This window comes from Streptomyces sp. NPDC005576 (genome assembly GCF_042871745.1).
In the GTDB taxonomy this organism is placed as follows: Bacteria; Actinomycetota; Actinomycetes; order Streptomycetales; family Streptomycetaceae; genus Streptomyces.
In genome coordinates this window covers 71,574-96,091 of sequence record NZ_JBIAJC010000007.1, presented here as the reverse complement: position 1 = coordinate 96,091, position 24,518 = coordinate 71,574, and the positions used below count along the sequence as shown (strand labels likewise).

Annotated in this window: 23 protein-coding genes and 1 riboswitch; of the genes, 17 read left to right on the top strand and 6 right to left on the bottom strand. The window is 71.6% G+C overall.

The genetic code is table 11. The features are described 5' to 3' along the window. Positions 1-41 precede the first annotated feature (41 nt). Complete coding sequence (locus ACFYPN_RS14010; RefSeq protein WP_358760946.1) at positions 42-1,733, top strand: NAD(P)/FAD-dependent oxidoreductase; 1,692 nt, start codon at positions 42-44, stop codon at positions 1,731-1,733. 16 nt (positions 1,734-1,749) lie between these two features. Here the strand turns inward: ACFYPN_RS14010 and ACFYPN_RS14005 are convergent, their stop codons facing one another. Continuing rightward, entirely contained in the window at positions 1,750-2,478 is a 729-nt protein-coding gene (locus tag ACFYPN_RS14005) for a DUF5995 family protein (protein WP_358760945.1), read from the bottom strand. A gap of 355 nt (positions 2,479-2,833) precedes the next feature. On the opposite strand from ACFYPN_RS14005, the gene ACFYPN_RS14000 reads away from it, so the two are divergent. Then, complete coding sequence (locus ACFYPN_RS14000) at positions 2,834-4,204, top strand: uracil-xanthine permease family protein (protein ID WP_389298290.1); 1,371 nt, start codon at positions 2,834-2,836, stop codon at positions 4,202-4,204. Positions 4,205-4,344: 140 nt separating this feature from the next. After that, positions 4,345-5,478: a DNA glycosylase AlkZ-like family protein gene (locus ACFYPN_RS13995; RefSeq protein WP_358760943.1), complete on the top strand. Its 1,134-nt coding sequence runs from the start codon at positions 4,345-4,347 to the stop codon at positions 5,476-5,478. Between the two features lie 44 nt (positions 5,479-5,522). On the opposite strand, the gene ACFYPN_RS13990 is transcribed toward ACFYPN_RS13995, so the two are convergent. Then, on the bottom strand, positions 5,523-6,755 hold the full coding sequence (locus ACFYPN_RS13990; protein ID WP_358760942.1) for an MFS transporter: 1,233 nt from the start codon (positions 6,753-6,755) through the stop codon (positions 5,523-5,525). Between the two features lie 134 nt (positions 6,756-6,889). Between ACFYPN_RS13990 and ACFYPN_RS13985 the strand changes: the two genes are divergently transcribed. The 11 genes from ACFYPN_RS13985 to ACFYPN_RS13935 all read left to right on the top strand — a co-directional run bounded on the left by ACFYPN_RS13985 (position 6,890) and on the right by ACFYPN_RS13935 (position 17,451). Continuing rightward, positions 6,890-8,179 (top strand): ROK family transcriptional regulator, encoded by a 1,290-nt coding sequence (locus tag ACFYPN_RS13985; protein WP_358760941.1) that lies wholly within the window; start codon positions 6,890-6,892, stop codon positions 8,177-8,179. A 133-nt stretch (positions 8,180-8,312) separates the two neighbouring features. After that, positions 8,313-8,443: riboswitch (FMN riboswitch) on the top strand. Positions 8,444-8,607: 164 nt separating this feature from the next. Next, positions 8,608-9,726, top strand: coding sequence for a bifunctional diaminohydroxyphosphoribosylaminopyrimidine deaminase/5-amino-6-(5-phosphoribosylamino)uracil reductase RibD (gene ribD / locus ACFYPN_RS13980; RefSeq protein ID WP_389298287.1), 1,119 nt, complete (start codon positions 8,608-8,610; stop codon positions 9,724-9,726). Beyond that, positions 9,726-10,364: a riboflavin synthase gene (locus ACFYPN_RS13975; protein ID WP_358760939.1), complete on the top strand. Its 639-nt coding sequence runs from the start codon at positions 9,726-9,728 to the stop codon at positions 10,362-10,364. The genes ribD and ACFYPN_RS13975 overlap by 1 nt, the downstream gene beginning before the upstream one ends. Beyond that, complete coding sequence (gene pnuC / locus ACFYPN_RS13970) at positions 10,361-11,005, top strand: nicotinamide riboside transporter PnuC (RefSeq protein ID WP_358760938.1); 645 nt, start codon at positions 10,361-10,363, stop codon at positions 11,003-11,005. The genes ACFYPN_RS13975 and pnuC overlap by 4 nt, the downstream gene beginning before the upstream one ends. Beyond that, positions 11,002-12,288: a bifunctional 3,4-dihydroxy-2-butanone-4-phosphate synthase/GTP cyclohydrolase II gene (locus tag ACFYPN_RS13965; RefSeq protein ID WP_389298285.1), complete on the top strand. Its 1,287-nt coding sequence runs from the start codon at positions 11,002-11,004 to the stop codon at positions 12,286-12,288. Before pnuC ends, ACFYPN_RS13965 begins: the two co-directional genes overlap by 4 nt. Positions 12,289-12,352: 64 nt before the next feature. Next, the gene (ribH, locus tag ACFYPN_RS13960; protein WP_389298283.1) at positions 12,353-12,838 is read left to right on the top strand and encodes a 6,7-dimethyl-8-ribityllumazine synthase; all 486 of its coding nucleotides are present in this window, start codon (positions 12,353-12,355) and stop codon (positions 12,836-12,838) included. A gap of 34 nt (positions 12,839-12,872) precedes the next feature. Next, a complete protein-coding gene (locus tag ACFYPN_RS13955; protein ID WP_328722798.1) occupies positions 12,873-13,145 on the top strand; it encodes a phosphoribosyl-ATP diphosphatase in 273 nt (90 codons plus the stop codon). Between the two features lie 95 nt (positions 13,146-13,240). Continuing rightward, a complete protein-coding gene (gene hisG, locus ACFYPN_RS13950; RefSeq protein ID WP_358760935.1) occupies positions 13,241-14,089 on the top strand; it encodes an ATP phosphoribosyltransferase in 849 nt (282 codons plus the stop codon). A gap of 78 nt (positions 14,090-14,167) precedes the next feature. After that, the gene (locus tag ACFYPN_RS13945) at positions 14,168-14,638 is read left to right on the top strand and encodes a PH domain-containing protein (protein WP_358760934.1); all 471 of its coding nucleotides are present in this window, start codon (positions 14,168-14,170) and stop codon (positions 14,636-14,638) included. 261 nt (positions 14,639-14,899) lie between these two features. After that, complete coding sequence (locus ACFYPN_RS13940; protein WP_389298280.1) at positions 14,900-16,345, top strand: hemolysin family protein; 1,446 nt, start codon at positions 14,900-14,902, stop codon at positions 16,343-16,345. Beyond that, entirely contained in the window at positions 16,342-17,451 is a 1,110-nt protein-coding gene (locus ACFYPN_RS13935; RefSeq protein ID WP_358760932.1) for a hemolysin family protein, read from the top strand. Before ACFYPN_RS13940 ends, ACFYPN_RS13935 begins: the two co-directional genes overlap by 4 nt. A gap of 110 nt (positions 17,452-17,561) precedes the next feature. Here ACFYPN_RS13935 and ACFYPN_RS13930 read toward each other — a convergent pair whose 3' ends face one another. Together ACFYPN_RS13930 and ACFYPN_RS13925 are read right to left on the bottom strand one after the other, a co-directional pair. Beyond that, positions 17,562-19,469: an AAA family ATPase gene (locus ACFYPN_RS13930; protein WP_389298278.1), complete on the bottom strand. Its 1,908-nt coding sequence runs from the start codon at positions 19,467-19,469 to the stop codon at positions 17,562-17,564. 346 nt (positions 19,470-19,815) lie between these two features. Then, on the bottom strand, positions 19,816-20,445 hold the full coding sequence (locus ACFYPN_RS13925) for a uridine kinase (protein WP_389298277.1): 630 nt from the start codon (positions 20,443-20,445) through the stop codon (positions 19,816-19,818). Between the two features lie 282 nt (positions 20,446-20,727). On the opposite strand from ACFYPN_RS13925, the gene ACFYPN_RS13920 reads away from it, so the two are divergent. Then, a complete protein-coding gene (locus ACFYPN_RS13920; protein WP_389298275.1) occupies positions 20,728-22,116 on the top strand; it encodes a peptidase C39 family protein in 1,389 nt (462 codons plus the stop codon). A 314-nt stretch (positions 22,117-22,430) separates the two neighbouring features. Next, the gene (locus tag ACFYPN_RS13915; RefSeq protein ID WP_358760928.1) at positions 22,431-22,820 is read left to right on the top strand and encodes a VOC family protein; all 390 of its coding nucleotides are present in this window, start codon (positions 22,431-22,433) and stop codon (positions 22,818-22,820) included. Between the two features lie 613 nt (positions 22,821-23,433). On the opposite strand, the gene ACFYPN_RS13910 is transcribed toward ACFYPN_RS13915, so the two are convergent. Then, the gene (locus tag ACFYPN_RS13910; protein ID WP_389298273.1) at positions 23,434-23,667 is read right to left on the bottom strand and encodes a hypothetical protein; all 234 of its coding nucleotides are present in this window, start codon (positions 23,665-23,667) and stop codon (positions 23,434-23,436) included. Between the two features lie 189 nt (positions 23,668-23,856). Between ACFYPN_RS13910 and ACFYPN_RS13905 the strand changes: the two genes are divergently transcribed. Beyond that, complete coding sequence (locus tag ACFYPN_RS13905) at positions 23,857-24,048, top strand: hypothetical protein (RefSeq protein WP_389298271.1); 192 nt, start codon at positions 23,857-23,859, stop codon at positions 24,046-24,048. A gap of 214 nt (positions 24,049-24,262) precedes the next feature. Here the strand turns inward: ACFYPN_RS13905 and ACFYPN_RS13900 are convergent, their stop codons facing one another. Beyond that, complete coding sequence (locus ACFYPN_RS13900; protein WP_358760925.1) at positions 24,263-24,439, bottom strand: hypothetical protein; 177 nt, start codon at positions 24,437-24,439, stop codon at positions 24,263-24,265. Between the last annotated feature and the right edge of the window lie 79 nt (positions 24,440-24,518).

Here is a 24,518-nt window from a genome sequence, read left to right as displayed (position 1 = left end):
TCCCGCACCTCCCGCTCGTACCCGCAAGGAGTCCGTACCCCATGACGTCCACGGTGCCCAACGCCGTCCCGCACGCCGACACCACGCCGCCGATCACCATGTTCGGCCCGGACTTCCCGTACGCGTACGACGACTTCCTCGCCCACCCGGCGGGGCTCGGCCAGATCCCCGCCACCGAACACGGGCAGGAGGTCGCGGTCATCGGCGGCGGTCTCTCCGGTATCATCACCGCCTACGAGCTGATGAAGATGGGCCTGCGCCCGGTCGTCTACGAGGCCGACCGGATCGGTGGCCGGCTGCGCACCGTGGGCTTCGACGGCTGCGACCCGTCGCTCACCGCCGAGATGGGCGCGATGCGCTTCCCGCCCTCGTCCACCGCGCTCCAGCACTACATCGACCTGGTGGACCTGGAGACGCGGCCGTTCCCCAACCCGCTCTCCCCGACGACCCCCTCCACCGTCGTTGACCTCAAGGGCGAGTCGCACTACGCCCGCACCATCGACGACCTGCCCCAGGTCTACCGCGACGTCGCGGCCGCCTGGAACGCCTGCCTGGAGGAGGGCGCCGACTTCTCCGACATGAACCGGGCCCTGCGCGAGCGGGACGTCCCGCGCATCCGCGAGATCTGGGCCCGGCTCGTGGAGCAGCTCGACAACCAGACCTTCTACGGCTTCCTGTGCGCGTCGGAGTCCTTCACGTCCTTCCGCCACCGCGAGATCTTCGGCCAGGTCGGCTTCGGCACCGGCGGCTGGGACACCGACTTCCCCAACTCCATCCTGGAGATCCTGCGGGTCGTCTACACCGAGGCCGACGACCACCACCGGGGGATCGTCGGAGGCAGCCAGCAGCTGCCGCTGCGCCTGTGGGACCGCGAACCGGTGAAAATGGTCCACTGGCCGCTCGGCACCTCGCTCTCCTCCTTGCACGGCGGCGACCCCCGGCCCGCCGTCACCCGCCTCGACCGCACCGCGGGCAACCGCGTCACGGTCACCGACGCGGACGGCGACATCCGCACCTACCGTGCCGTCGTCTTCACCGGGCAGTCCTGGCTGCTGCTCTCCAAGATCGCCTGCGACGACGAGCTCTTCCCGATCGACCACTGGACGGCGATGGAGCGCACCCACTACATGGAGTCGTCCAAGCTGTTCGTGCCCGTCGACCGCCCCTTCTGGCTGGACAAGGACGGGACCACCGGCCGCGACACCATGTCGATGACGCTGACCGACCGGATGACCCGGGGTACGTACCTGCTGGACGACGGGCCCGACAAGCCGGCCGTCATCTGCCTCTCGTACACCTGGTGCGACGACAGCCTGAAGTGGCTGCCGCTCTCCCCGAAGGAGCGGATGGACGTCATGCTGAAGTCGCTCGGCGAGATCTACCCGAACGTCGACATCCGCAAGCACGTCATCGGCAACCCGGTGACCGTCTCCTGGGAGAACGAGCCCTTCTTCATGGGCGCGTTCAAGGCGAACCTGCCGGGCCACTACCGCTACCAGCGGCGGCTGTTCACCCACTTCATGCAGGACCGGCTGCCCGCCGACAAGCGGGGGATCTTCCTGGCCGGCGACGACATCTCCTGGACGGCCGGCTGGGCCGAGGGTGCGGTGCAGACCGCGCTGAACGCCGTGTGGGGCGTGATGAACCAGTTCGGCGGCTCCACCGACCCGGCCAACCCCGGCCCCGGCGACCTCTTCGACGAGATCGCCCCGGTGGAACTGCCGGAGGACTGACCCGGGGAGCGACGGATCAGCGGCAGGGCGTCAGCAGGAAACGCCCGACCAGGCCGACCGCCGCGTCCGTGCGCTGCCGGAACTCCTCGGCGAGCGGCGGGACCGCCCGCAGCCTCCAGAGCACCTTCGCCGCCGACCAGGCGCCCTCCCGGGCCCGCTGGAGGCTCCAGGACGTCAGCAGATGGGTCAGCGGGTCGGCGATCTCCAGCAGATCGGGTCCGGGCATCAGCTCCTCGCGGATGCGCTCCTCCAACAGCACGAGGAGGTCGCCCACGCGCTCGAACTCGTCCTCCAGGTCCGGCGGAGCGCAGCCGAGCGTACGGCACGTGTCCACCACGGCCAGCGCGAGATCGTGGCCGATGTGCGCGTTGATGCCCGCGAGGGCGAACTGAATCGGGCGTACGCCGGGGTGACGCCGGAACTGGAGGAGCGGGCGCCAGCACTCCGGAGCGGGGCCGCCCCGCTCCGCGGTGGTGATCGCGCTCAGGTAGTGCTCGGCGAACCGGACGTCCAGCACCGACGTGGCCGCACGGTCGGTGAAGCCGCCCGCGTCGAACTCCTCGCCGATGGCCTCGGTGACCGCCAGATAGACCTGGTTGAAGACCCCTACGCCGTCCCCGTCGGGGCAGAGTGCCCCGAGGACCCGCATGCGTTCGATCACGTCGGTGATGGTGGTGGGTGCCGTTTCCACGGCCGGGTCCGGGCCCGGCGGGGCCTCGTCCGCGATCTGCTCCGACTGCGCCATGGCAGCAGCGTCCCAGCCGTAGTCCCGGGGCGACGGCGACCGGGCCGGAGTTCATCGGATCGGACGAATCCCGGCGTCCCGGAAGGAGGGTGCGGCGTACCGGACCGCGTCCGCGAAGTCCCGTCGCGTCCGGGGAAGCACCTGGGCCGGCTTGGGGTGCCGGCCGTACGGAACGGCGCGCCGCCCGCAGCCCGGCACCTCCGACGTCGACCCGGATGTGTTGCCCCGCAGGTCGTCCCAGTCACCCGTACGCGAGGATGAACGTTTTGGCTACCAGGTGTGATTTCAGCTAGACATGTTCTTTTGCGCCGTCGTTCCCCGCGCGCGGAGGGGTGACACGAGCTGAGGAGTGATCATGGCGGGCTTCGGCTGGAAGCTGCACGGCGACGGGAAGCACCTCCGGCCCGGAGAGGTCGTCAAGCCCGGTGAACGGCTGACCTGGGGCCGGACGACCGGCCTCGGTGCCCAGCACGTGGTCTCCATGATCGGCGCGTGTTTCGTCGCGCCGGTGCTGATGGGCCTGGACGCCAACCTCGCCGTCATGGCCTCGGGTGTCGCCACCATCATGTTCCTGCTGATCACCCGCGGCCGTATCCCCAGCTACCTGGGGAGCAGCCTGTCGTTCGTCGGTGTGGCCGCCGTGATCGCGAGCCAGGGCGGCGACGCGTCGACCCTCACCGGCGCGCTGCTGGTCGTCGGAGCCGTCCTCTTCCTCTGCGGAGCGGTGGTGCGCGCACTCGGGGCGCGGATCATCCACCTGGTGCTGCCGCCGGTGGTCACCGGCGCGGTCGTCATGCTCATCGGCTTCAACCTCGCCCCGGTGACGGCCGGCACCTACTGGCCGCAGGACCAGTGGACCGCGCTGGCCACCATGGTCTTCACCGGGTTCGCGCTCGTGGTGCTGCGCGGCTTCTGGTCGCGCATCGCGATCTTCCTCGGGCTGGCCTTCGGTTACGTCTTCTCCTGGGTGCTGGACCGGATCTTCGGCCGCATCCACTCCCCGGCGGGCGGCGCCGAGGCCGTGGACCACTGGCGCCTCGACCTCTCCGGGGTCGGCCACGCGAGCTGGATCGGCCTGCCGGACTTCCACGCCCCGAGCTTCTCCGGATCGGCGATCCTGGTCGCCCTGCCCGTGGTCATCGCCCTCATCGCGGAGAACGCCGGACACGTCAAGGCCGTCGGCGAGATGACCGGCGACCCGCTGGACGACCAGCTCGGCACGGCGATCATGGCGGACGGCGCGGCCACCATGGTCGCCACCTCCGTGGGCGGTCCCGCCACCACCACGTACGCGGAGAACATCGGGGTGATGGCCGCCACCCGCGTCTACTCCACCGCCGCCTACTGGTGCGCGGCCGGGTTCGCGATCCTCTTCGGACTCTGCCCCAAGTTCGGCGCCTTCGTCGCGGCGATCCCCGGCGGGGTCCTCGGCGGCATCACCGTCATCCTCTACGGCATGATCGGCCTGCTGGGCGCCCAGATCTGGGTCCGCGCCGGCGTCGACCTCGCCAACCCGCTGCACCTCGTGCCGGTGGCGGCCGGACTCATCGTCGGGATCGGCAACGTCAGCCTGACCTTCACCGACAACTTCGAGCTGAGCGGCATCGCGCTCGGGACCCTGATCGTGGTCCTGGGCTACCACGCCCTGCGGGTCCTGGCCCCGGCCCACATGACCGGCGAACCGCCGCTGCGCGAGCCGGAGAACCCGGGGTACGACCGGGGCTGAAGCCGCGGTGAACGCCCGTCGGGCGGCAATCGGCCCAGCGAGCCGTGCGGGACGGACGCGGGGGAGCGTCGTTCGCCCGCGGGGGTGCCGGGGCCGGGCGATGATGGGGCCACCACGGGAGCGCGGCGGACGGCGGGGTCATGACGAGCAGGAGCGGATCGTCGGGGAGCGGGCGTTCCACGCCCGCGATCGGGATGGACCGGGCGCAGGTCCTCGCCCGCCGCTTCGCGGCCCACGGGCTGGACCGTTCCTCCGCCGTGCCGGGCCTCGGCGCGCTGGGTGTGCTCGGAGTGCAGGACACCCCGGCCGGCTCGGCGCGGCTCGCGCTCGCCGCGCGCGGAGTCCCGCCCGAGGGACTGGCGCGGGTCTGGACGTTCCGGGGCGCCCCGCATCTGCACCGCCCCGACGCGCTGCCCGCGCTGGCCGAGGCGCTCTGGCCGCTGGACGACGCCGACGCCGAGGCCCGTATCCGTACGACGGTCATCAAGGAGGGCGCGAAGCTCGGTCTGCGCGCCTTCCGGACGACCGCCGAGGCCCTGCGGACCGTGGTGACCGGGCCGAAGCCCAAGGGGGTGGTGAGCGCGGCGGTGAGCGCCCTGGTGGACCGCTCGCTCACCTTCGACTGCGCCACCTGCGGGGCGCGGCACATCTCCGGCCTCCTCTTCCAGCAGGCCGGGATCTTCGGCGCGGTGGGTGTCACCACCGGGGGCGGTACGACGCTCGCGCCGCTGGAAACCGGGTTCGCGCTCCCGGAGGCCGCGCACGGTACCGACGCCCTGGTCCGCGCCTACCTGCGGCTGCACGGTCCGGCGGGCCCCACGGAGGTGGCGCGGTACCTCGGTGTGCGCACCCCGGTCGTCCGGTCGGTCTGGCCCGAAGGTCTGGTGGAGGTCGAGGTGACCGGCGCGGGGACCGGCGGGAAGACCGTCTGGCTCGAGGGGCCGGACGCCGGGCCGCCCCCGCCGGACGTGGGCGGGACGGTACGGCTGCTGCCTCCGGGCGACCCGTTCCTCCAGGGCCGCGACCGTGAACTCCTCGTCCCCGACGCGGCCCGGCGCAAGGAGATCTGGCGGGCGATGGGCGGGCCGGGCGTGCTGCTGGTCGGCGCCGAGCCCGCCGGAACCTGGCGGGCCCAGGCGGCCGGCCGCGCGGTCGGCATCACCGTAGCCCCGTTCGCCCCGCTCGCCGCCCCGGTGCGCCGGGCCCTGGAGGAGGAGGCCGCCGCGGTGGCCGCCGCGCGGGGCGCCGACGAGGCCCGCCTGCACCTGAGCTGACGGATGACGGCTCCGTACCGCCACACCGTGGTGGATCTGGTGGATCAGCCCTCGGAGGGGCTCTTCGCCACCACGCCGCCCGGCGCGGGCAGGCGCTCGGCGACCTTGCGGTCGGCGCCCCGCAGTACACCGGCCCCGAGCACCAGGCCGAAGGCGAGCACCGTCACCAGGCCGAACGACACGACCAGCGAGGTCGCCTCCGCCAGCGAACCGATCGCGGACGGCGCGACCAGCCCCGAGGTGTAGGTGATCGTGGCGACGCCGGCGATGGCCTGGCTCGGGTTGGGACCGCTGCGTCCGGCAGCCGCGAAGGCCAGCGGCACGACGACCGCGACCCCGAGGCCGAGCAGGCCGAAGCCGCACAAGACCCCCGGGGCGCCGGGGGCGAGGACCACCAGGGCCCCGCCCAGCGTGGCGAGCACTCCGCCCGCCCGGACCGACCTGACCGCTCCGAAGCGGTCGACGAGCCGGTCGCCGGCGAGGCGCGCCACCGTCATCGTCAGCGCGAACGCCGTGGTGGAGGCCGCCGCGACACCCGCCGACGTGTCGACGACGTCCCGCAGGTAGACGGCCGACCAGTCCATGCTGGCGCCCTCGGCGAAGACGGCGCAGAAGCCGATCGCGCCGATCACCAGCGCCGACCTGGGCGGGAGGGTGAAGCGCGGCGGCGGCTCCTCGTCCGCCTCGCTGCGCAGGTCCAGCACCCCCTGGCAGGCGATGAGGCCCAGCACGGTCAGGGTCAGTGCGGCCACGGTGTGGTGGAGGCGCGCGTCGGCGCCGATGTGGGCCGCGACCGTGCCCGCCGCGGAGCCGATCAGCGCACCGGCGCTCCACATGCCGTGCAGGCCGGACATGATCGACCGGTCGAGGCGGTTCTCCACCTCCACGCCGAGCGCGTTCATCGCCACGTCGGACATGCCGGCCGAGGCGCCGTAGACGAAGAGGGCCGCGCAGAGCGTCAGCAGGTTGGGTGCGAGCGAGGGCAGGATCAGCGCCAGCGTCCACAGGGCGAGCAGTCCGCGCAGCGTGTTGCGGGCGCCGAACCGGTGGCTGATCCGGCCGGCCAACGGCATCGCGAGCGAGGCGCCGATCGCCGGAAAGGCCAGGGCGAGGCCCAGCTGACCGGCGCTCACCCCGGCGTGCTCCTGGATCCAGGGGACCCGGGTGGCGAAGCTGCCGGTGACGGCGCCGTGCACGGTGAACACCGCGGCGATCGCGTATCTGGCGCGTTTCACCTGCGCGGTGCCGAAGACCGTGGCGGTCGATTCCGATGACATTGCGAGGTTCCCTCCCCATGGCGCCGCCGAGCGGCCGGTGTTCCTGTCCAGGATCGAGCCGTAAACTATCAGGAACCTTGCCTGATAAAAAAGCCGCGTCAGAGTGCACGACCGTGATCTGGAAGGATTCCGGCATGCCCGCCTCTCCGAGCACCGCCCGGGCCATCAACGACCGGCTCGCCCTGCGTCTCCTCCAGCAGGACGGCCCCTTGACGGCCACCCAGCTCAAAACGTCGACCGGGCTCTCCCGCCCGACCGTCGCCGACCTGGTCGAACGGCTGCAGGAAGCCGGTCTCATCGAGGTCGTCGGCGAAGCCGGTGCCGAACGCCGGGGCCCGAACGCCCGGTTGTACGGAATCGTCGCGAACCGCGCCCACCTCGCGGCACTCGACGTCCGTACCGGCAGCGTCTCCGTGATCGTCGCCGACCTCCTCGGCAGGACGCTCGCCGAGGCCAGCGTGCCCATCGGCAGTGACACCGGCACCGGGCCCGCCGTCGAACGGGCGGTCGCCCTGCTGGAACGCACCGCCCGCGAGGCGGGCGACGCCCCCCTGCACAGCGTCGGCATCGGAGCCCCGGGGCTGATCGACCCCGCCACCGGCGAACTCCGTATCACCGTCGGACTGCCCGCCTGGCACCGGGAGTTGGTGACCTCCCTCCAGCGGCGACTGCCCGCCGGGGTCCTCGTGGAGAACGAGACCAACCTCGCCGCCGTCGCCGAGCACCGCGTCGGAGCCGCCCGCGACCGGTCGACCTTCGCCCTGTTCTGGCTCGGCCACGCCATCGGGGCCGCCCTGATGCTGGACGGCACCCTGCGCCGGGGCGCCTCCGGCGGCGCCGGGGAGATCGGCTTCATGCCCGTCCCCGGCGCGGTCGGCACCCTCTCCGCGGCCACCTGCGAAGGCGGCTTCCACTCGCTCGTGGGCTCGGAGGCCATCTGCGCCCTCGCCGCCTCGCACGGCATGGAGCCACCGCGGAGCCGCGCCGACAGCGAGAGCGAGAACGGGGCCGACCGGAAGGGCGAAGGCGAGGGCGACGACGGCGGTGTCGGTGGCGGTACGGAACCGCGGTGCGCGACCGCCGGCGCCGAGCAGGGGCACGCGGCCGCCGCGTACGTCCGGGACGCGCTCGCCGGAGCGGCCGGCGGTGAGCCGTTCCTCGGCGCCCTCGCCCACCGGATCGCCCTCGGCGCCGCCTCCGTCGTCTCGGTCCTGGACCCCGGCTGCCTGGTGCTCGCCGGCGAGGTGGGCCACGCCGGGGGAGCGGGACTCGCGGCCCTGGTGGAGGAGCGGCTGGCCCTGATGTCACCGCTGCGCACCGAGGTCCGGGCGGGCGAACTGGGCGGCACGGCGATCCTGCGCGGCGCGCTCTTCACCGCCCGGGAGGCGGCACAGGACGCGCTCTTCGCCCCCGCGGCCCCCTGACCCGACTCCCCGGGGACCCGGTCTGCTCCGCGCGACCGCGGGCCCGGTCACGGAACGTGCGCTGTGAGCCACCGCACAGCTACCCCCCTGCTGGCCGGTAGCAAGTCGTGGCAGACTGTTGGGGTACCAGCAGCAGCGCACTCCGGGGTCGGTGTAATTCCGAACCGGCGGTTATAGTCCGCGACCCGTCCGCATCCAGCGGCCGGTTGACCAGGTGAGATTCCTGGACCGACGGTGAAAGTCCGGATGGGAGGCAGTGCGCGGCGGGCCGTCATGGGGTACGCCGCCCGTGGGCGGACGTGTGTTCCGGAGAACTCCGGGCGACGCGTCCCTGTCCACGGTCCGAGCGTCGTCCCCCGTTGCGTTCCGCTCCTACTGTCGTCATCGACAGGCCCCGGAGTCCGTGCCCCCAGAGGCAGGAGGACCCGGTGGCAACCGCAGCCGACATCACCGCCATGCGCCGAGCGATCGAGCTCGCCGCCCGCGGTCTCGGCTCCACCAGCCCCAACCCGGTCGTCGGATGCGTGATCACCGACGCCGCCGGAGCACCGGCCGGTGAAGGCTTCCACCAGCGCGCCGGCGGACCGCACGCCGAGATCCACGCCCTGCGCGAGGCGGGTGACCGGGCCCGCGGCGGCACCGCGTACGTCACCCTCGAACCCTGCAACCACACCGGACGCACCGGTCCCTGCGCCCAGGCGCTCATCGAGGCAGGCGTCGCCCGCGTCGTCCACGCCGTCGGCGACCCGGACCCCCGGGCGACCGGCGGTGCCGGAACCCTGCGCGCCGCCGGGGTCCACGTCGAGAGCGGGCTCCTCGCCGCCGAGGCCGAAGCCGGCAACATCGCCTGGCTCACCTCGGTGCGCCGCAGCCGCCCCTACGTCCTCTGGAAGTACGCCGCCACCCTCGACGGCCGGATCGCCGCCGCCGACGGCACCAGCCGCTGGCTCACCTCGCCCGAGTCCCGCGCCGACGTGCACCGGCTGCGCGCCGAGGCCGACGCCGTGATCGTCGGTTCCGGCACCGCCCGGACCGACGACCCGCAGCTCGCGGCGCGGGGCGTCGAAGGCGCCACACAGCCGTTGCGCGTCGTCGTGGACACCACCGCCACCGCCGTACGCCCCGGAGCGCGGGTCCTCGACGCCACCGCGCCGACCCTGGTCGCGGTCGCCGAGGACGCCGACGCACGCCACCTGCCCGAGGAGATGGTGCTCCGGCTGCCGCGCTCCGCGACGGGAACCGGCCTGGACGTCACCGCCCTCCTCGCGGCCCTCCACGAGCGGTCCGTCCGCTCCGTGCTCCTCGAAGGCGGCCCCACCCTGGCGGGTGCCTTCGTCGCCGCCGGGGTCGTCGACCGGGTCGTCGGCTACCTCGCCCCGGTCCTCCTCGGCTCGGGCCCCGCCGCGCTCGCCGACGCCGGAATCACCACCATCGCCCGGGCGTTGCGGCTCGATGTGACCGAGACCGTACGCATCGGCCCCGATCTCCGCATCACCGCCGTCCCCACCACCGCTGCCGCGTATTCCACCGCTCGGAAGGGAAACTAGTGTTCACCGGAATTGTCGAAGAACTGGGTGAGGTCACCGCCGTCGAGGTACTCGACGACGCCTCCCGCTTCCGGCTGCGCGGCCCCGTCGTCACCGAGGGTGCCAAGCACGGCGACTCGATCGCCGTCAACGGCGTCTGCCTGACGGTCGTGGAGACCGGCGAGCACGAGTTCACCGCCGACGTCATGGCCGAGACGCTCAACCGCTCCAGTCTCGGCGCCCTCACCGCCGGCTCCCGGGTCAACCTGGAGCGCCCGATGGCGCTCGGCGGCCGGCTCGGTGGCCACATCGTGCAGGGGCACGTGGACGGCACCGGCCACATCCTCGCCCGCACCCCCTCGGAGAACTGGGAGATCGTCAAGGTCTCGCTGCCCGCAGCCCTGACCCGCTACGTGGTGGAGAAGGGCTCGATCACCGTCGACGGAGTGAGCCTGACCGTCGTCGACGCCGGCCCCGACCACTTCACCGTCAGCCTCATCCCCACCACCCTCGCCCTGACCACGCTCGGCCTCAAGCAGCCCGGCGACCCGGTCAACCTGGAGGTGGACGTGATCGCGAAGTACGTCGAGCGCCTGCTCGGCGACCGTTCCGACCACCAGAGCCACCCGAGCCACACGGACGAGGAGAGCGCGAAGTGAACATCGCCGACTGGCTCAACTCCGAGGCGTTCACCATCCTCGACCAGCACATCAAGTGGTCGGACATGATCGGCAACACGATCGGTCTGATAGCCCTGGCCCTCGGCTGGAAGCGCTCCGTGCTGACCTGGCCCGCCCAACTCCTCTCCGGCGTGATCCTGCTCTTCGCGTTCGCCTCCGCCCACCTGTCGGGCAGCGCGGGCAAGCAGCTCGTGGTCATCGTCGTCTCGCTGCTCGGCTGGTACTCCTGGACCCGGGGCAAGCAGCGGGCCCAGGACGGCTCCATCGCCGTACGGTTCGCCACCTGGCGCGAACGCGGGGTGCTCTTCGGGGGCGCCGTCGTCGGTACCCTCGCCGTCGGCGGCCTCTTCACCGCCTTCCCCGAACTGTCCTGGGACCCGTGGCCGGACGCGTACGTCTTCGTCGGCACCATCGTGGCGATGTACGCCCAGGCGCGCGGCATGGTCGAGTTCTGGTTCGCCTGGCTGCTGGTCGACCTGGTCGGTGTCCCGCTGAACTTCGCCAACGGCTTCGCCTTCTCGGGATTCGTCTACGTCATCTACGGCGCCCTGGTCCTGTGGGGCATGCGCGACTGGTGGCTGCGTACCCGCACCCCCGGTCTGGAAGGAGCCACGGCATGACGGCCCAGCCCGCCACACCGACGCACCACGACCGTGAACTCGCTCTCGACCCCGTCGAACAGGCGATCCGTGACATCGCCGCCGGCCGCCCCGTGGTGGTCGTCGACGACGAGGACCGCGAGAACGAGGGCGACCTCGTCATCGCCGCCGAGAAGGCCACGCCCGAAGTCATCGCGTTCATGATGAGCGAGTGCCGCGGCCTGATCTGCGCCCCCATGGAGGCCGACGAACTCGACCGGCTCGAACTCCCGCAGATGGTCCAGCACAACACCGAGTCGATGAAGACCGCCTTCACCGTCTCGGTGGACGCCTCCGCCGCGTACGGCGTCACCACCGGCATCTCCGCCGCCGACCGCGCCACCACCCTGCGGATGCTCGCCGGCGGCACCGCCGGGCCCGGTGACCTCGTCCGGCCCGGCCACGTCTTCCCGCTGCGCGCCCGGCCCGGCGGGGTGCTCGTCCGCAACGGCCACACCGAGGCCGCCGTCGACCTCGCCCGGCTCGCAGGGCTCAACCCGGTCGGCGCGATCGTCGAGATCGCGGGCGAGGACGGCGTCATGCTGCGGCTGCCCGAACTCGTGCCGTTCGCGCGCAAGCACGGGCTCACGATCATCTCCATCGAGGACCTGATCGCCTACCGCCGCAGTGCCGAACCGACCGTCCGGCGCGAAGCCGAGGTACGGCTGCCGACCGCCTTCGGTGACTTCACCGCGTACGGATACCGCTCCCTCACCGACGGCGTCGAACACGTCGCCCTGGTGCACGGGGACATCGGCGACGGCGAGGACGTCCTCGTCCGCATCCACTCCGAATGCCTGACCGGCGACATCTTCCAGTCCCAGCGCTGCGACTGCGGCCCCCAGCTACAGGCATCCATGGAACGGGTGACCGGCGAGGGCCGGGGCGTCGTCGTCTACCTCCGCGGGCACGAGGGCCGGGGCATCGGCCTGCTCCAGAAACTGCGCGCGTACGAACTCCAGGAGCGCGGCTCCGACACCCTCGACGCCAACCTGGAACTCGGCCTGCCCGCCGACGCCCGCGACTACGCGGCCGGCGCCCGGATACTGCGGGACCTCGGGGTGCACAGCCTCCGGCTGATGACCAACAACCCCGACAAGACCGCCGCCGTCGTCCGGCACGGCCTCGTCGTCAACGGCCGCGAGCCGATGCCCGTCGAGGCCGGCGAGCACAACCTTCGCTACCTGCGCACCAAGCGGGACCGGATGGGCCACGACCTGCCGTGGCTCGACGGCGTGTCCGCCTCCACCTGCGGCAACCAGTAGTCCCGACAGCAGGGGTCCCGACAGCGGCAGACCCGACAGACCTGAAAGAACGGTAGGAGAGAACATGAGCGGCAAGGGCGCACCCGTACTGTCCGTGAGCAACTGCGAGGACCTCCGTGTGGCGGTCGTCGCCGCCCAGTGGCACCAGAAGATCATGGACGGACTCGTCGACGGCGCCCTGCGCGCGCTCGGCGAACTCGGCATCCAGGAACCGACCCTGCTCCGCGTCCCCGGCAGCTTCGAACTGCCGGTCGTCGCCAAGGTCCTCGCCGGACGCGGCTACGACGCGGTCGTCGCCCTCGGCGTGATCATCCGCGGCGGCACCCCGCACTTCGAGTACGTCTCCCAGGGCGTCACCGTCGGGCTCACCCAGGTCACCGTCGACACCGGCGTCCCCGTCGGATTCGGCGTCCTCACCTGTGACACCGAGGAGCAGGCGCTGGACCGGGCCGGCCTGGAGGGATCCTCCGAGGACAAGGGCCACGAAGCGGTCACCGCCGCCGTCGCCACCGCCACCACGCTGCGGTCCGTCAGCGAACCCTGGCGCTGAGTGCGGGCGCCGACCCCGTATTCTAAGGACCATCATGGCCAACAAAACCTTCGAAGAACTCTTCGCCGAGCTGACGCTCAAGGCCGCGGACGGCGACCCCTCCACCTCGCGCACCGCCGAACTGGTGGGCAAGGGAGTCCATGCCATCGGCAAGAAGGTCGTCGAGGAGGCCGCCGAGGTCTGGATGGCCGCCGAGTACGAGGGCAAGGAAGCCGCAGCCGAGGAGATCTCGCAGCTGCTCTACCACGTCCAGGTGATGATGGTCGCCCGCGGGATCTCCCTCGACGACGTGTACTCCCACCTCTGAGCCCGCCTCACCGCCGCACCCGCACCACCGCAGTCCCTTCCGCACGACCAGCAGAACCGTCCGCACGCTCCTCCGTACAAAGGAAACCCGAGCTCATGCTGCGCATCGCCGTCCCCAACAAGGGTTCACTCTCCGGGCCTGCGATGGCGATGCTCCATGAGGCCGGATACCAGCAGCGCAAGGAGTCGAAGGAACTCGTCCTCGTCGACCCCGTCAACGAGGTCGAGTTCTTCTACCTGCGCCCCCGGGACATCGCGATCTACGTGAGTTCCGGCCGTCTCGACATCGGCATCACCGGCCGCGACCTGCTGCTCGACTCCGGGGCCGACGCCGAGGAGATCCTCCAGCTCGGTTTCGCCCGCTCGACCTTCCGGTACGCCACCAAGCCCGGTACCGCCGCGGGCCCGCAGGACTTCGACGGCATGACGATCGCCACCTCCTACGAGGGCATCGTCGCCAAGCACCTCGCCGACAACGGCGTCAGCGCCTCCGTCGTCCACCTCGACGGAGCGGTCGAGACCGCCATCGAGCTCGGGGTCGCCCAGGTCATCGCCGACGTGGTCGAGACCGGGACCAGCATGCGGAACGCCGGGCTCGAGGTGATCGGCGAGCCGATCATGAAGTCCGAGGCCGTCGTCATCCGTCGCACCGGCGCCGACACCGACGAGCCCAAGGTCCAGCAGTTCCTCCGCCGCCTCCAGGGCGTCCTGGTCGCCCGGACGTACGTGATGATGGACTACGACTGCCGCGTCGAGCACCTGGAGCGGGCGGTCGCCCTCACCCCGGGCCTGGAATCGCCGACCGTCTCCCCGCTGCACCACGAGGGCTGGGTCGCCGTCCGCTCCATGGTCGCGTCCCGCGAGGCGCAGCGGATCATGGACGACCTGTACGAGCTCGGCGCCCGCGCCATCCTCACCACGGCGATCCACGCCTGCCGGCTCTGACCGCCGACGCCCGCACCCGGGTACGCCGTGTGCCCTTCGTACCCTCCTTCGCACCCTGAGCAGAGGACAGAGGAACCGATGTCCGCCCCCACCCCCCGGACCGGGCAGCCGGCCCTTCCGGTGACGTTCCGGCCGCGTCTCACCCGGCTGGTCCTGCTCACCATCGCGCTGGCGCTCTTCGTCACCATCACCGTCGTGGCGCTGATGCTGGAGAGCCTCGGTCCGGGTGACCGGGTGACCTTCATCCTCTTCGCGGTCCTCTTCTCCGGGGTGCTGGTCCTGCTCGCCCGGCCGAGGATCGTCGCCGACGAGAACGGGGTGACCGTGGTCAACATCACCCGGACCCGACGGCTCGCCTGGGCACAGATCCTCCAGGTCAACCTGAGGGTCGGGGACCCCTGGCTCTTCCTCGGCCTCAGCGACGGCACCAGCCTGCCCGCTCTCGGCATCCAGCCCGGTCTCTCCAAGCAGCAGGCCGTACGGGACGCCGGCGAGCTCCGCAGGCTCGTCGCGTCGCGCGGCAGCGGCAGCGGGGCCGAAGCCGGCTGACCGCCGCCTCCGGCCCCGACGCTATTTCAGGCCCGCGCGCCCAGGCGTGCGAAGGGGCGTCCGGCCGATGGTCGTGAGCCCCTGCCCGGACACGCCGATTCTTGACTACTCTGGTGTTCGGCGGCGTCGAGTGGCGCCCCGCCCCGCCCAGACGGTCCGCAGACCGGCGGGGCTTTTCCTGCGACCCGAGGAGTGACTCCTTCCAGCAATGGACGGATCGTCCGGTAGTATCTGCGCCGCCCCTTCCCCGGAGGCGGCGGCATGACCACCCCCCTGCTGCTGCTCATCGCGGCATTCCTTCTCATCCTGGCCAACGGTTTCTTCGTGGCGGCCGAATTCGGCCTCGTCACCGTCGAGAAAGCCGAAGCCGAACGCGCGGCGGAAGAAGGCGACCGGCGCGCGCGCACCGTCGTCGACGCGCTGCGCGAGCTCTCCTTCCAGCTCTCCGGCACCCAGCTCGGCATCACCATCACCTCGCTGGTCGTCGGCATGCTCGCCGAACCGGCTCTCGCCCAGCTCCTCACCGGACCGCTGACCGCCACCGGCCTGCCCGCCGGGGCCGTGCCCACCGTCAGCGTGGTGATCGGCATGCTGGTCGCCTCCGCCGTGCAGATGGTCATCGGTGAGCTGGTGCCCAAGAACTGGGCCGTCTCCAAGCCCCTCCAGGTCGCCCGGTTCGTCGCCGGCCCCCAGCACCGCTTCACCACCGCGTTCCGCCCGGTGATCACGGCGCTGAACACGCTCGCCAACCGGCTGGTCCGGCTGCTGGGCGTCGAGCCCACCGACGAACTCGCCTCCGCCCGTACCCCGGGAGAGCTGGTCTCCCTGGCCCGGCACTCCGCGGAGGCCGGCACCCTGGAACAGGACACCGCCGACCTCTTCGTACGGACCCTGTCGCTGGGGGGTCTCACCGCCCAGCACGTCATGACCCCCCGGGTCCGGGTCAGCGCCCTCCAGTCGTCCGCAACCGCGGCGGACGTCCTCAATCTGACCCGCGCCACCGGCCTCTCCCGCTTCCCGGTCTACCGGGAACGCATCGACGAGGTCGTCGGCATGGTCCACCTCAAGGACGCCCTCGCGGTGCCGGCCGCCGAGCGGCTGCGCACCCCGGCCGGCCGGATCGCCGTCCCGCCGCTGCTGGTCCCCGAGTCCTTGCCCGTCGAACAACTGCTCCAGCGGCTCCGCAACGAGCAGCCGATAGCCGTCGTCGTGGACGAGTACGGCGGTACCGCCGGTGTCGTCACTCTGGAGGACATCATCGAGGAACTCGTCGGCGAGGTCCGCGACGAGCATGATGCCGAAGGTGCCGACCGGCCCGAACTCATCTCCGTCTCCGGCGAGGACGGCCGTCCCACCTGGGACGCGGACGGCAGCTGCCGAGTCCTCAGCCTCCGCCGGATAGGCCTCGACGTACCCGACGGACCGTACGAGACCGTCGCCGGACTCGTCGCCGACCTCCTCGGACGCATCCCCGCCCCCGGAGACCGCACCGAACTCCCCGGCTGGCGGATCTCCGTCCGCCAGGTGGGCCACTACCGGGCCGAACAGGTCCGCTTCGTCCGCACCGCGGACGTGGCCGGGCACCCGGGCGGCACCGACCGCCCGGACGACCATCCGGACGACCGCCCGGACGACCGCCTGGAAGACTCCCTGGACGGCGACCGCCTCGCGGCCCCCGGCCGGACCCTGCAGGAGGCCACCCGATGAGCCTGGTCCAGCTGATCTTCGCGGGGCTCCTCGTCCTCGCGAACGGCTTCTTCGTCGGCGCCGAGTTCGCCCTGGTCTCGGTCCGCCGCAGCCAGGTCGAGCCGCTCGCCGCGAGCGGCTCCGCCCGCGCCCGCCAGGTGCTGTACGGCCTGGAGAACCTCCCGCAGATGATGGCCGCCGCACAGTTCGGCATCACCGTCTGCTCGCTCACCCTGGGCGCCGTCGCCGAACCGACCGTCGCCCACCTCCTGGAACCCGTCTTCCACACGGCACACGTCCCCGAGGGGTTCGTCCACCCGCTCGGCTACGCCCTCGCCCTCGTCTTCGTGGTCGTCCTCCACCTCGTCATCGGTGAGATGGTCCCGAAGAACCTGGCGATGGCCGCCCCGGAGAAGACGGCCCTCTGGCTCAGCCCCGCCCTGGTGGGCTTCGCCCGGCTCTGCCGCCCGGTCACCGTGGCGCTCGGCGCCTGCGCCCGGCTCGTGCTGAGGCTCTTCCGGGTCGAGCCCAAGGACGAGGTCGAAGCCGTCTTCACCAGCGAGCAGCTGAACCGGCTGGTGGAGGACTCCGGCCAGGCCGGGCTCCTGGAGCCCGAGGCACAGGAACGCCTGGAGGACGCCCTCGAACTCGGGAGCAGGCCCGTCACGGACGTGCTCCTGGACAACGGCTCGCTGGTGACGGTCGACCCGTCCGTGACCCCGCGCCGGGTCGAGGAACTCACCGTACGGACCGGGTTCTCGCGCTTCCCGGTCCGTGCCGAGCGCGGCGGGCCATTCATGGGCTACCTGCACGTCAAGGACGTCCTCGACCTGGAGGACGGTGAGCGTGCCGTACCCCAGCACGTCTGGCGCCCGATGGCGACCGTACGGGCCGAACTCCCGCTGGACGACGCCCTCACCGTGATGCGCCGGGCCGCGACCCATCTGGCGCAGGTCGCCGACGCCCAGGGCAAGGTCCTCGGACTCGTCGCCCTGGAGGACGTGCTGGAGAAGCTGGTCGGCGAGGTCCGCGACCCCGCCCACCGGGTCTCGGTACCGCGCCGGACGGCCGACGTGCCCCCCGAGCACCCCGCGCACGAGCCGAAGGCCATGGCCGACATCGGCTGAACCGGTACGCCGGACGGAGTGCGCCGGACGGCCTGGGAGACCGGGCCGTCCGGCGCACCCCGTCGCGCTCCTCAGGGGAGATGCGGGGGCGCCGTTCTCCAGGACGGGTCCTACGCGCCGGGTGCCTCCGTCTGGCCCCTGCCCACCGGGCCCCGGCCGGAGAGCACTTCGCCGTACGCCTGCATCAGGTCCGGCAGCCGCAGCGTCGCCAGATCGGCGCGCCCCGGCGGCGTGGCGTAACCGGAGAGCCGCAGATCGCGGTAGGCGCAGCTCTTCTCGTACAGGGTGCGCAGGAAGCGGCCGTTGCCCAGTTCGTCGATCCACCCCTGCTCGACCACATGACCGCTGATGCTGCGCAGCTCGTCCAGCGCCTCCTCGTCCCACAGGTCGCCGTTGGCGGCGGCCAGCACCCCGCCGATCGCGCTGAGCTCGAGGGGGCGGTAGCTCGGGAAGTCGACCCGGCTGGTGAACCGCGAGGAGAGCCCCGGATTGGTGGCCAGCAACCGGTCCATGCCCTCCGGGTAGCCGGCGAGGATGACCACCAGATGGTCCCGGTTGTCCTCGGCCCGCTTCAGCAGCACCTGGAGCGCCTCGTCGCCGTACGCGTCGCCCTTGCTGTAGCCGGAGTTGGCGAGGCTGTACGCCTCGTCCACGAAGAGGACCCCGCCCAAGGCGGAGTCGATCAGCTCATTGGCCTTGACCGCCGTCTGGCCGAGGAATTCGCCCACCAGATCGGAGCGTTGCGCTTCCACCAGGTGATCGCCGCCGAGGAGGCCCAGGGCGTAGAAGACCCGGCCCAGGATGCGGGCGACCGTCGTCTTCCCGGTGCCCGAGGGGCCGGAGAACACGAAGTGCCGTTTGGGCGGCTGCACGGGAAGCCCCTGTTCGGACCGGAGCCGCGCCATGTTCAGCTGCGCGGAGAGCGCCTTGACCTGCCGCTTCACCGGATCGAGCCCGACCATCCGCTCCAGCTCGGCGAGCGCGTCGGCCAGCAGCGCGGGATCGCTCGGGCCGGCGGGCAGCACCGGACGTCCCGTACGGCCCGACCCGGCCCGCTTGACCCGTGCGCCCTCCGGGGCGGTCGTGACCACCGGGGCGACGGGGCCGAGCGGATCACCGCCCAGCCACGGATCGCGGCCGTCCACCAGGTCCGTACCGAGGAGCGCGTCACCGTCCGGCTGGGACCCGGCGCCCGCCTCGTCCGCGCCGTAACCGCTCAGGGTGGCCGGGGCCAGCCCGCCCGGATCGTCGAAGCCGTCGTGATCGGTGATGGCCGCGAGCCGGGCCGAGGTGTCCATGAACGAGGGGTCCACCCGGTGCACCGCCCGGTAGAGAGGCAGCGCGGCGGCGCTGCGCCCCGTCCCCTCGTGCGCCCGCGCCAGCCAGTACCGCAGCTCCTTGCGCTGCGGCTGCTCGCTGCGACAGCGCATCAGCGCCGCGGAGAGCAGGGGTTCGGCCTGCCCGAACATCTCCAGCCGGACCCGGGCCATCCCGCCGAAGAGCCGCGCCTCGATCCCGAGCAGCGGATCGTCGACGAGGCGTTCGGTATGACGGACCAACTGCTCCCAGTCCTTGGCGAGATAGGCCCGGCACGCGTGCAGGAACCGTACCTGCGGATCGGTGTCCACCGGCGGCAGCCCGGCCAACGCGCGGTCCAGTTCCGGCACATGGCGCCCGTCCAGCCAGTGCGAGGCGTGTGCCAGCAGCAGGTCGCGCGGCGACTCCAGCACCGGCTGCACCCACCAGCCGAGCCAGTACCAGGAGTTGAGCGTGCGTTTGTGCCGGGTGCGCTGCTCGCCGAAGCGGTCGCGATGCCGGTACATGCTCAGCAGGGCGGTGGTGGTGTCGATCCGCAGCGCGTGGAGACCCAGCCAGGCGTCCGCCATGCCGGGATCGAGCCGCACCGCGGTCCGGAATTCTTCCTCGGCGTGCGGGTACGCGCCCATGGTGTAGGCGTCGATGCCCCGCAACCAGGCCAGTTCGGCAGGGGCGTGCGCGCCCTGCGTGCCGATGTCCATCAGGTCCCCCACACGACTGTGCCCCAGGATGTCCCGCCCGCACAGCATGCCCACGGATGCGCACGGAATCACCGTTTCGCGGGCGGGAATTGACCGAGCCGTCGAGCATCGTACCCACGCCGGAAAACCCACGGATCGGTGTCGCTGGTGACGGACGGTGAAGGGGAGGGCCTGTGTGGTGTGCGCGGAGGGGGACGGTGGACAGAACGAAGCCCCCGATCACGGGGGAACAACCGGGGGCTTCGTGTCCTGGGGGGCTCCGAAAAGCCGCACATTGAGAACGTAAGACCTCTAAGCCCCGCCGGTCAAGCCGAGTTGGAACATGCGTCTGGCGATTTCCGGTGGCTCAACCGGATGACCTGCCGCCTTCACCCTCCGTAGTTTCACGACTCGCCGCCGGAGTCGCGTGAGGCCCCGTCAGCCACTCGTAACCCTCGGACAACTGGCGTACCAGCGAATCCGCGTACGGGCGGGAGGGGTCCTCGGCGAAGTGTTCGTCCTCCGCGACCGTCCAGCTGTCCCAGAAGCCGTTGAGCGCCGGTCCGTCCCGCCGACGGCCCCGGGCCCAGGAGGTTTCGCGGTCCAGCTCCATCCACCACAGCGCCGCCAACCAGGGCCGCAGGAACCGGCGTCCGGCCCCCACCCCCTCGATCAGCACCACCGGCGCGGGATCCAGGGTCCGTTCCGGCCCGAAGCGCCGAGCGGTCCAGTCGTACGGGGCGTAGCGCGCCCGCTCCCCGCGCGACAGCGGCAGGAGCACCTGCGCGTGGAGCCGGTCCGTCCAGGCGAACAGCTCCTCGTGGGTGGCCAGATCGTCCAGCCGCAGGACCGGGGCGGCACCGAGGGCGGCGGCGAGCCGGGTCGCCAGGGTGCTCTTCCCCGAGCCGGCGTGCCCGTCGATCGCCACGAGGCGCACCGGGCCGAGGGAGGGGGAGAGGGTGAGGAGGCCGTGGGCGCGTCCGGCCAGGTCGTTCATCACCCCAGGGTACGGGCAGCGGCTCCGGCCACCGCAGGTCACGCCGGTGCGGGTGCCCAGGGCCGTGCCAGTGGACCAGTCCAATGTTGCTCCGTCCGCGCGGGGCGAATCACTGGCCCGGCGAGGCCGGGACCCGCGATAGTTGGCCCACTGATCGAAGTCGAACACCCGCGCAGCACACGCCCCGCCGCCTCCGCCCCGTCCCGCACCCGCTGGACCCCGCTCCTGCTGTACCCCGCACCCGCCGTACACCCTCGTCCGCCAACGACTCGGGAGCCTCCCATGACCGGACCGCACAACCGCAGGACCGTCCTCGCCGCCCTCGCGGCCGTCGCCGCCGCCTCCGCGGTGACCTCCACCGGACCCGCGTCCGCCGCCGCACGCTCCGCCTCCGGCGCGTCCCGCCCGGGCGCCTCCCCCTCTCCGGTCCCGGACACCGCTGTGGAGAACCACTTCTGGACGACGTACACCGACTGGCGCTCCGGTTCCGCCGCCGGAACCCGCGCGGTCGCAGGCCGCAGGCCCGGCCTGGTCATCGCCGCCCCCGCAGGGACCCTCGAGTACACCGACCCGCACACCGCGGCGACCGCCCCGTGGGAGTACGCCACCTGGACCTCCCCCTTCCACCACAGCGCCGTACCGGCCACCGAGGTGATCGCCTCCTGGAACGCGGACACCCCCGCCGGCACCTGGATCCAGATCGAGCTGCTCGGCCGCTACTCGGACGGTACGGACACCCCCTGGTACGTGATGGGCCGCTGGGCGGCGGGTGACCAGGACATCCGCCGCACCTCGGTGGACGACCAGACGGACGGGAAGAGCTCCATCTGGACCGACACCTTCTCCGTCGACGACGCCGCGAGCGGCCTGCGCCTGACGCACTACCGGCTCCGCCTCACCCTTCACCGCACGCCCGGCACCCGCCTCACCCCGACGGTGTGGCGCGTCGGCGCCATGGCCTCCGACGTCCCGGACCGTTTCACCGTCCCGGCGAGCACCCCCGGCGTGGGCCGGGGCCACGAACTCGCGGTGCCCCGCTACTCGCAGAACCTCCACGCGGGGCAGTACCCCGAGTACGACAACGGCGGTGAGGCATGGTGCAGCCCCACCTCATCGCAGATGATCATCGAGTACTGGGGCCGCAAGCCCACGGCCGAACAGCTCGCCTGGGTCGAGCCGGACCTCCCCGACCCCCAGATCTGCCACGCGGCGCGCTACACCTTCGACTACCAGTACGAGGGCTGCGGCAACTGGCCCTTCAACGCCGCCTACGCCGCCACCTACCGGGACATGTCCGCCGCCGTCACCCGGCTCGACTCCCTCGCCGACGTGGAGAGCCTCGTCCGGGCCGGCATCCCCGTCATCACCTCGCAGTCCTTCCTCAAGGAGGAGCTGACGGGGGCCGGTTACGGCACGTCGGGCCACCTGATGACGGTGATCGGCTTCACCGAGGACGGCGACATCATCGCCAACGACCCCGCCTCGAAGGACGACGACGCGGTGCGCCGGATCTACTCGCGGACCGAGTGGGAACAGATCTGGCTGCGGACCAAGCGGTACGACGCGACCGGCAAGGTCAGGAGCGGTACGGGCGGGGTCTGCTACCTCTACTGGCCGACCCAGGTAAGTGCAGCTCAGAGGCGGGTCCTTCGCCCTCTCGGGCTTTTGTAGCAGCAAGAAGGGCGCCCCCTCCGAGGTTGTGGAAGGGGCGCCTTCTCGCGTCTCGCCCGAAAGCCGGGGAGCGGCTGGGGAGATCTTCTACGGAAATCCATCGAACCGCTTGCATCGTGGCCCGGGCCCCGGCCATCCGCCTCCGGCATCATCGGTAAGGGTGACGTCGGGCATGGAAACTGTCTGAATGCCCCAGCAGTCCTGATCGCCCACCACTGCGCCGGAACGACGGCTAAGATCCACAGCGACATCGCGTGCCGGTCGCCGGCTGGGTGAGGCATGGAGGTGTCGGGAGGTGCCCGCGGAGGCATTCCTTGTCGGTTGAGTTGAACCACACGATCGTCCATGCCCGGGACAACCGGGAGTCTGCCGAGTTCTTCGCGGACCTGCTGGACCTGGAGATCACCGCAGAGTGGGGTCCGTTCCTCGCGGTCGATCTGAGTAATGGCGTCACGCTGGACTTCGCCGCGATCCCCGCGGACAGAATCACCCCGCAGCACTACGCCTTCCTGGTCTCCGAGGCGGAGTTTGATGCGGCGTACTCGCGGATCACACAGCGCGGCATCGAGCACTACGCCGACCCGCACCGGCAACACCCCGGCGCGATCAACCACAACGACGGCGGACGCGGCGTGTACTTCATGGACCCGGTCGGCCACGCCATGGAGCTCATTACCGTGCCGTATGGCGGCTGGCCGTCGTAAGCGCAGGAGCCGAGGGCCGCACCCTGCGTCGGGGTGCGGCCCTGGACTGCTGCTTGGCCGAGGATCGCAGTCAGCGTCTTTGCGTTCGACTTCCCGACGCCGGTCGTGATGATGAAGGCCATGGTGGCGGAGAGACACTTGCGCGTGGGCCGAGGTCGGCATCGTCGTCCTGACCTGTGGGAGCGAAGAATGAGGCGTTGATTTCCGCCGGCTTGATGCGGCCGCCCCGCTCGGTCACCCACAACGCGGGATGGTCCTCGCAGCAGAACCGCGGCCGGACGTTCTCCCCGTGGTCGGCCACCGCTTCCACGGCCCGCAGTTCCAGCAGTGCCAGTCCTGGCCGCGGTGCTGGAGAACTCGCGTCTGCCGTGCCGCAGGAGGCATGGCGCCTGGTGAAGTATCTGTGCGGCTCGGCAGGGCGTCGCAGGGCTGAGACCCGTTCCTCAGCTCTGCGATCGCCTGTTCTCGGCCGATGCCCTCCATGTGCCCGTCGTCGGTCCGGCAGGCGCCTCGGTGGGTCTCGATGATGGGGGAGCCGAGCACGTGCCGGGTAATGCCCCAGTGGGGTGGGGGAGGCGCGGCAGGTCGGGCGACAGGCCGCACGCGTTCGACTCTAGGGTGCGGGGGTGGCCATCTCATCCGCTAGCCCTCCGGCGGTCTTCATGATCGTGCGGATCTGTTCGCGGGTCCAGCCGGTGATGCGGACGACCTCGCTCTGGTCGCCGCGCTTGGGGTCCTGCTGCAGAGCGGCGACGGCTTCGGCGCGGAGATCTGCCCTGGCGGCATCCAGTGCCGCCTCGGCCTCCCGGTATCGCTGGGCTGCAAGTTGGAGCTTGGCTGTGTCCATGCCCTCATCTTGCCACTAGCTTGGCCAAGTTGCTAGGCCAATGTTATTGGCGATGGGAATGCCCGCCGCGAACCCGCCCGCCGCCGGGCGCAGCACGGTCTCCGGCGACCTGGCCGATTCATCACCCAAGCTGCGTGTCTCCCCCCGCCCGCCGTCACCCTCGGAGCCGACTTCGATGGTGACGGGCTGATGGGCGCCGGAACCAGCCGCACCAGGCAGACCATGCCGGCCGCGGACGACCTCCGCACCCGGGCCGCCAAGCTGGAGAAGAGAGTGAAGCCCACCCTCGCGGGCCCGTACACTGACGACGAACACAGGTGGCTGGACAAGGCCGCAGCACTCCGTGCGGAAGCCGACAAGCTCGACGCCGCCGAGAAGTGAGGGCTACGACCATGTGGCTCTGCAAGTCCCGTGGGACCGAGAACCAGCAGCACGTTGAGCACTGCCAGAACTCCGGCACCTGGCGCACCGAGCGAGAAACCCTCAACGGGCAGGAGTGAGGACACCGAGCATGCGCCGAGCGTCCAAGCCGTGGCGCTCACAGAGTGACGAACCCGCAAGTCGGGCCATCACGTTGGCGGCACCGACCATGTGGTCACGCCACCTCGGCGACGTCCCCCCGCACAGCCGCCGCCCACTCCGCGAGCAGCCGCTCATACTCCCGGCGCCCCTCAGGGGACAACCGGCCGCCGCCCCGCTGCCACAGTGCGCGGATATCCGCGTTCACCAGGGTCAGCGGGCGCGCAGCAGCGTCACACGAAGTCGGGGGCATGCCCACCAGACTACGGGCAGGGACTGACGGAAGCCCAGGGTGCCCCGCCTACGATGGCGCGATCTTGGTGGGCGAGGCA

Bases quoted from the DNA above. Each gene is read 5' to 3' on its own strand.
- ACFYPN_RS13945 (WP_358760934.1), top strand. From the start codon at position 14,168: ATGTCCGCCCCCACCCCCCGGACCGGGCAGCCGGCCCTTCCGGTGACG.
- ACFYPN_RS13900 (WP_358760925.1), bottom strand. From the start codon at position 24,439: ATGCCCCCGACTTCGTGTGACGCTGCTGCGCGCCCGCTGACCCTGGTG.
- ACFYPN_RS14005 (WP_358760945.1), bottom strand. From the start codon at position 2,478: ATGGCGCAGTCGGAGCAGATCGCGGACGAGGCCCCGCCGGGCCCGGAC.
- ribH (WP_389298283.1), top strand. From the start codon at position 12,353: ATGAGCGGCAAGGGCGCACCCGTACTGTCCGTGAGCAACTGCGAGGAC.
- ACFYPN_RS13920 (WP_389298275.1), top strand. From the start codon at position 20,728: ATGACCGGACCGCACAACCGCAGGACCGTCCTCGCCGCCCTCGCGGCC.
- ACFYPN_RS13930 (WP_389298278.1), bottom strand. From the start codon at position 19,469: ATGGACATCGGCACGCAGGGCGCGCACGCCCCTGCCGAACTGGCCTGG.
- ACFYPN_RS13990 (WP_358760942.1), bottom strand. From the start codon at position 6,755: ATGTCATCGGAATCGACCGCCACGGTCTTCGGCACCGCGCAGGTGAAA.
- ACFYPN_RS13995 (WP_358760943.1), top strand. From the start codon at position 4,345: ATGACGAGCAGGAGCGGATCGTCGGGGAGCGGGCGTTCCACGCCCGCG.
- hisG (WP_358760935.1), top strand. From the start codon at position 13,241: ATGCTGCGCATCGCCGTCCCCAACAAGGGTTCACTCTCCGGGCCTGCG.
- ACFYPN_RS13985 (WP_358760941.1), top strand. From the start codon at position 6,890: ATGCCCGCCTCTCCGAGCACCGCCCGGGCCATCAACGACCGGCTCGCC.
- ACFYPN_RS13965 (WP_389298285.1), top strand. From the start codon at position 11,002: ATGACGGCCCAGCCCGCCACACCGACGCACCACGACCGTGAACTCGCT.
- ACFYPN_RS13925 (WP_389298277.1), bottom strand. From the start codon at position 20,445: ATGAACGACCTGGCCGGACGCGCCCACGGCCTCCTCACCCTCTCCCCC.
- ACFYPN_RS13935 (WP_358760932.1), top strand. From the start codon at position 16,342: ATGAGCCTGGTCCAGCTGATCTTCGCGGGGCTCCTCGTCCTCGCGAAC.
- ACFYPN_RS14010 (WP_358760946.1), top strand. From the start codon at position 42: ATGACGTCCACGGTGCCCAACGCCGTCCCGCACGCCGACACCACGCCG.
- ACFYPN_RS13905 (WP_389298271.1), top strand. From the start codon at position 23,857: ATGGGCGCCGGAACCAGCCGCACCAGGCAGACCATGCCGGCCGCGGAC.
- ACFYPN_RS13910 (WP_389298273.1), bottom strand. From the start codon at position 23,667: ATGGACACAGCCAAGCTCCAACTTGCAGCCCAGCGATACCGGGAGGCC.
- ACFYPN_RS14000 (WP_389298290.1), top strand. From the start codon at position 2,834: ATGGCGGGCTTCGGCTGGAAGCTGCACGGCGACGGGAAGCACCTCCGG.
- ACFYPN_RS13955 (WP_328722798.1), top strand. From the start codon at position 12,873: ATGGCCAACAAAACCTTCGAAGAACTCTTCGCCGAGCTGACGCTCAAG.
- ACFYPN_RS13940 (WP_389298280.1), top strand. From the start codon at position 14,900: ATGACCACCCCCCTGCTGCTGCTCATCGCGGCATTCCTTCTCATCCTG.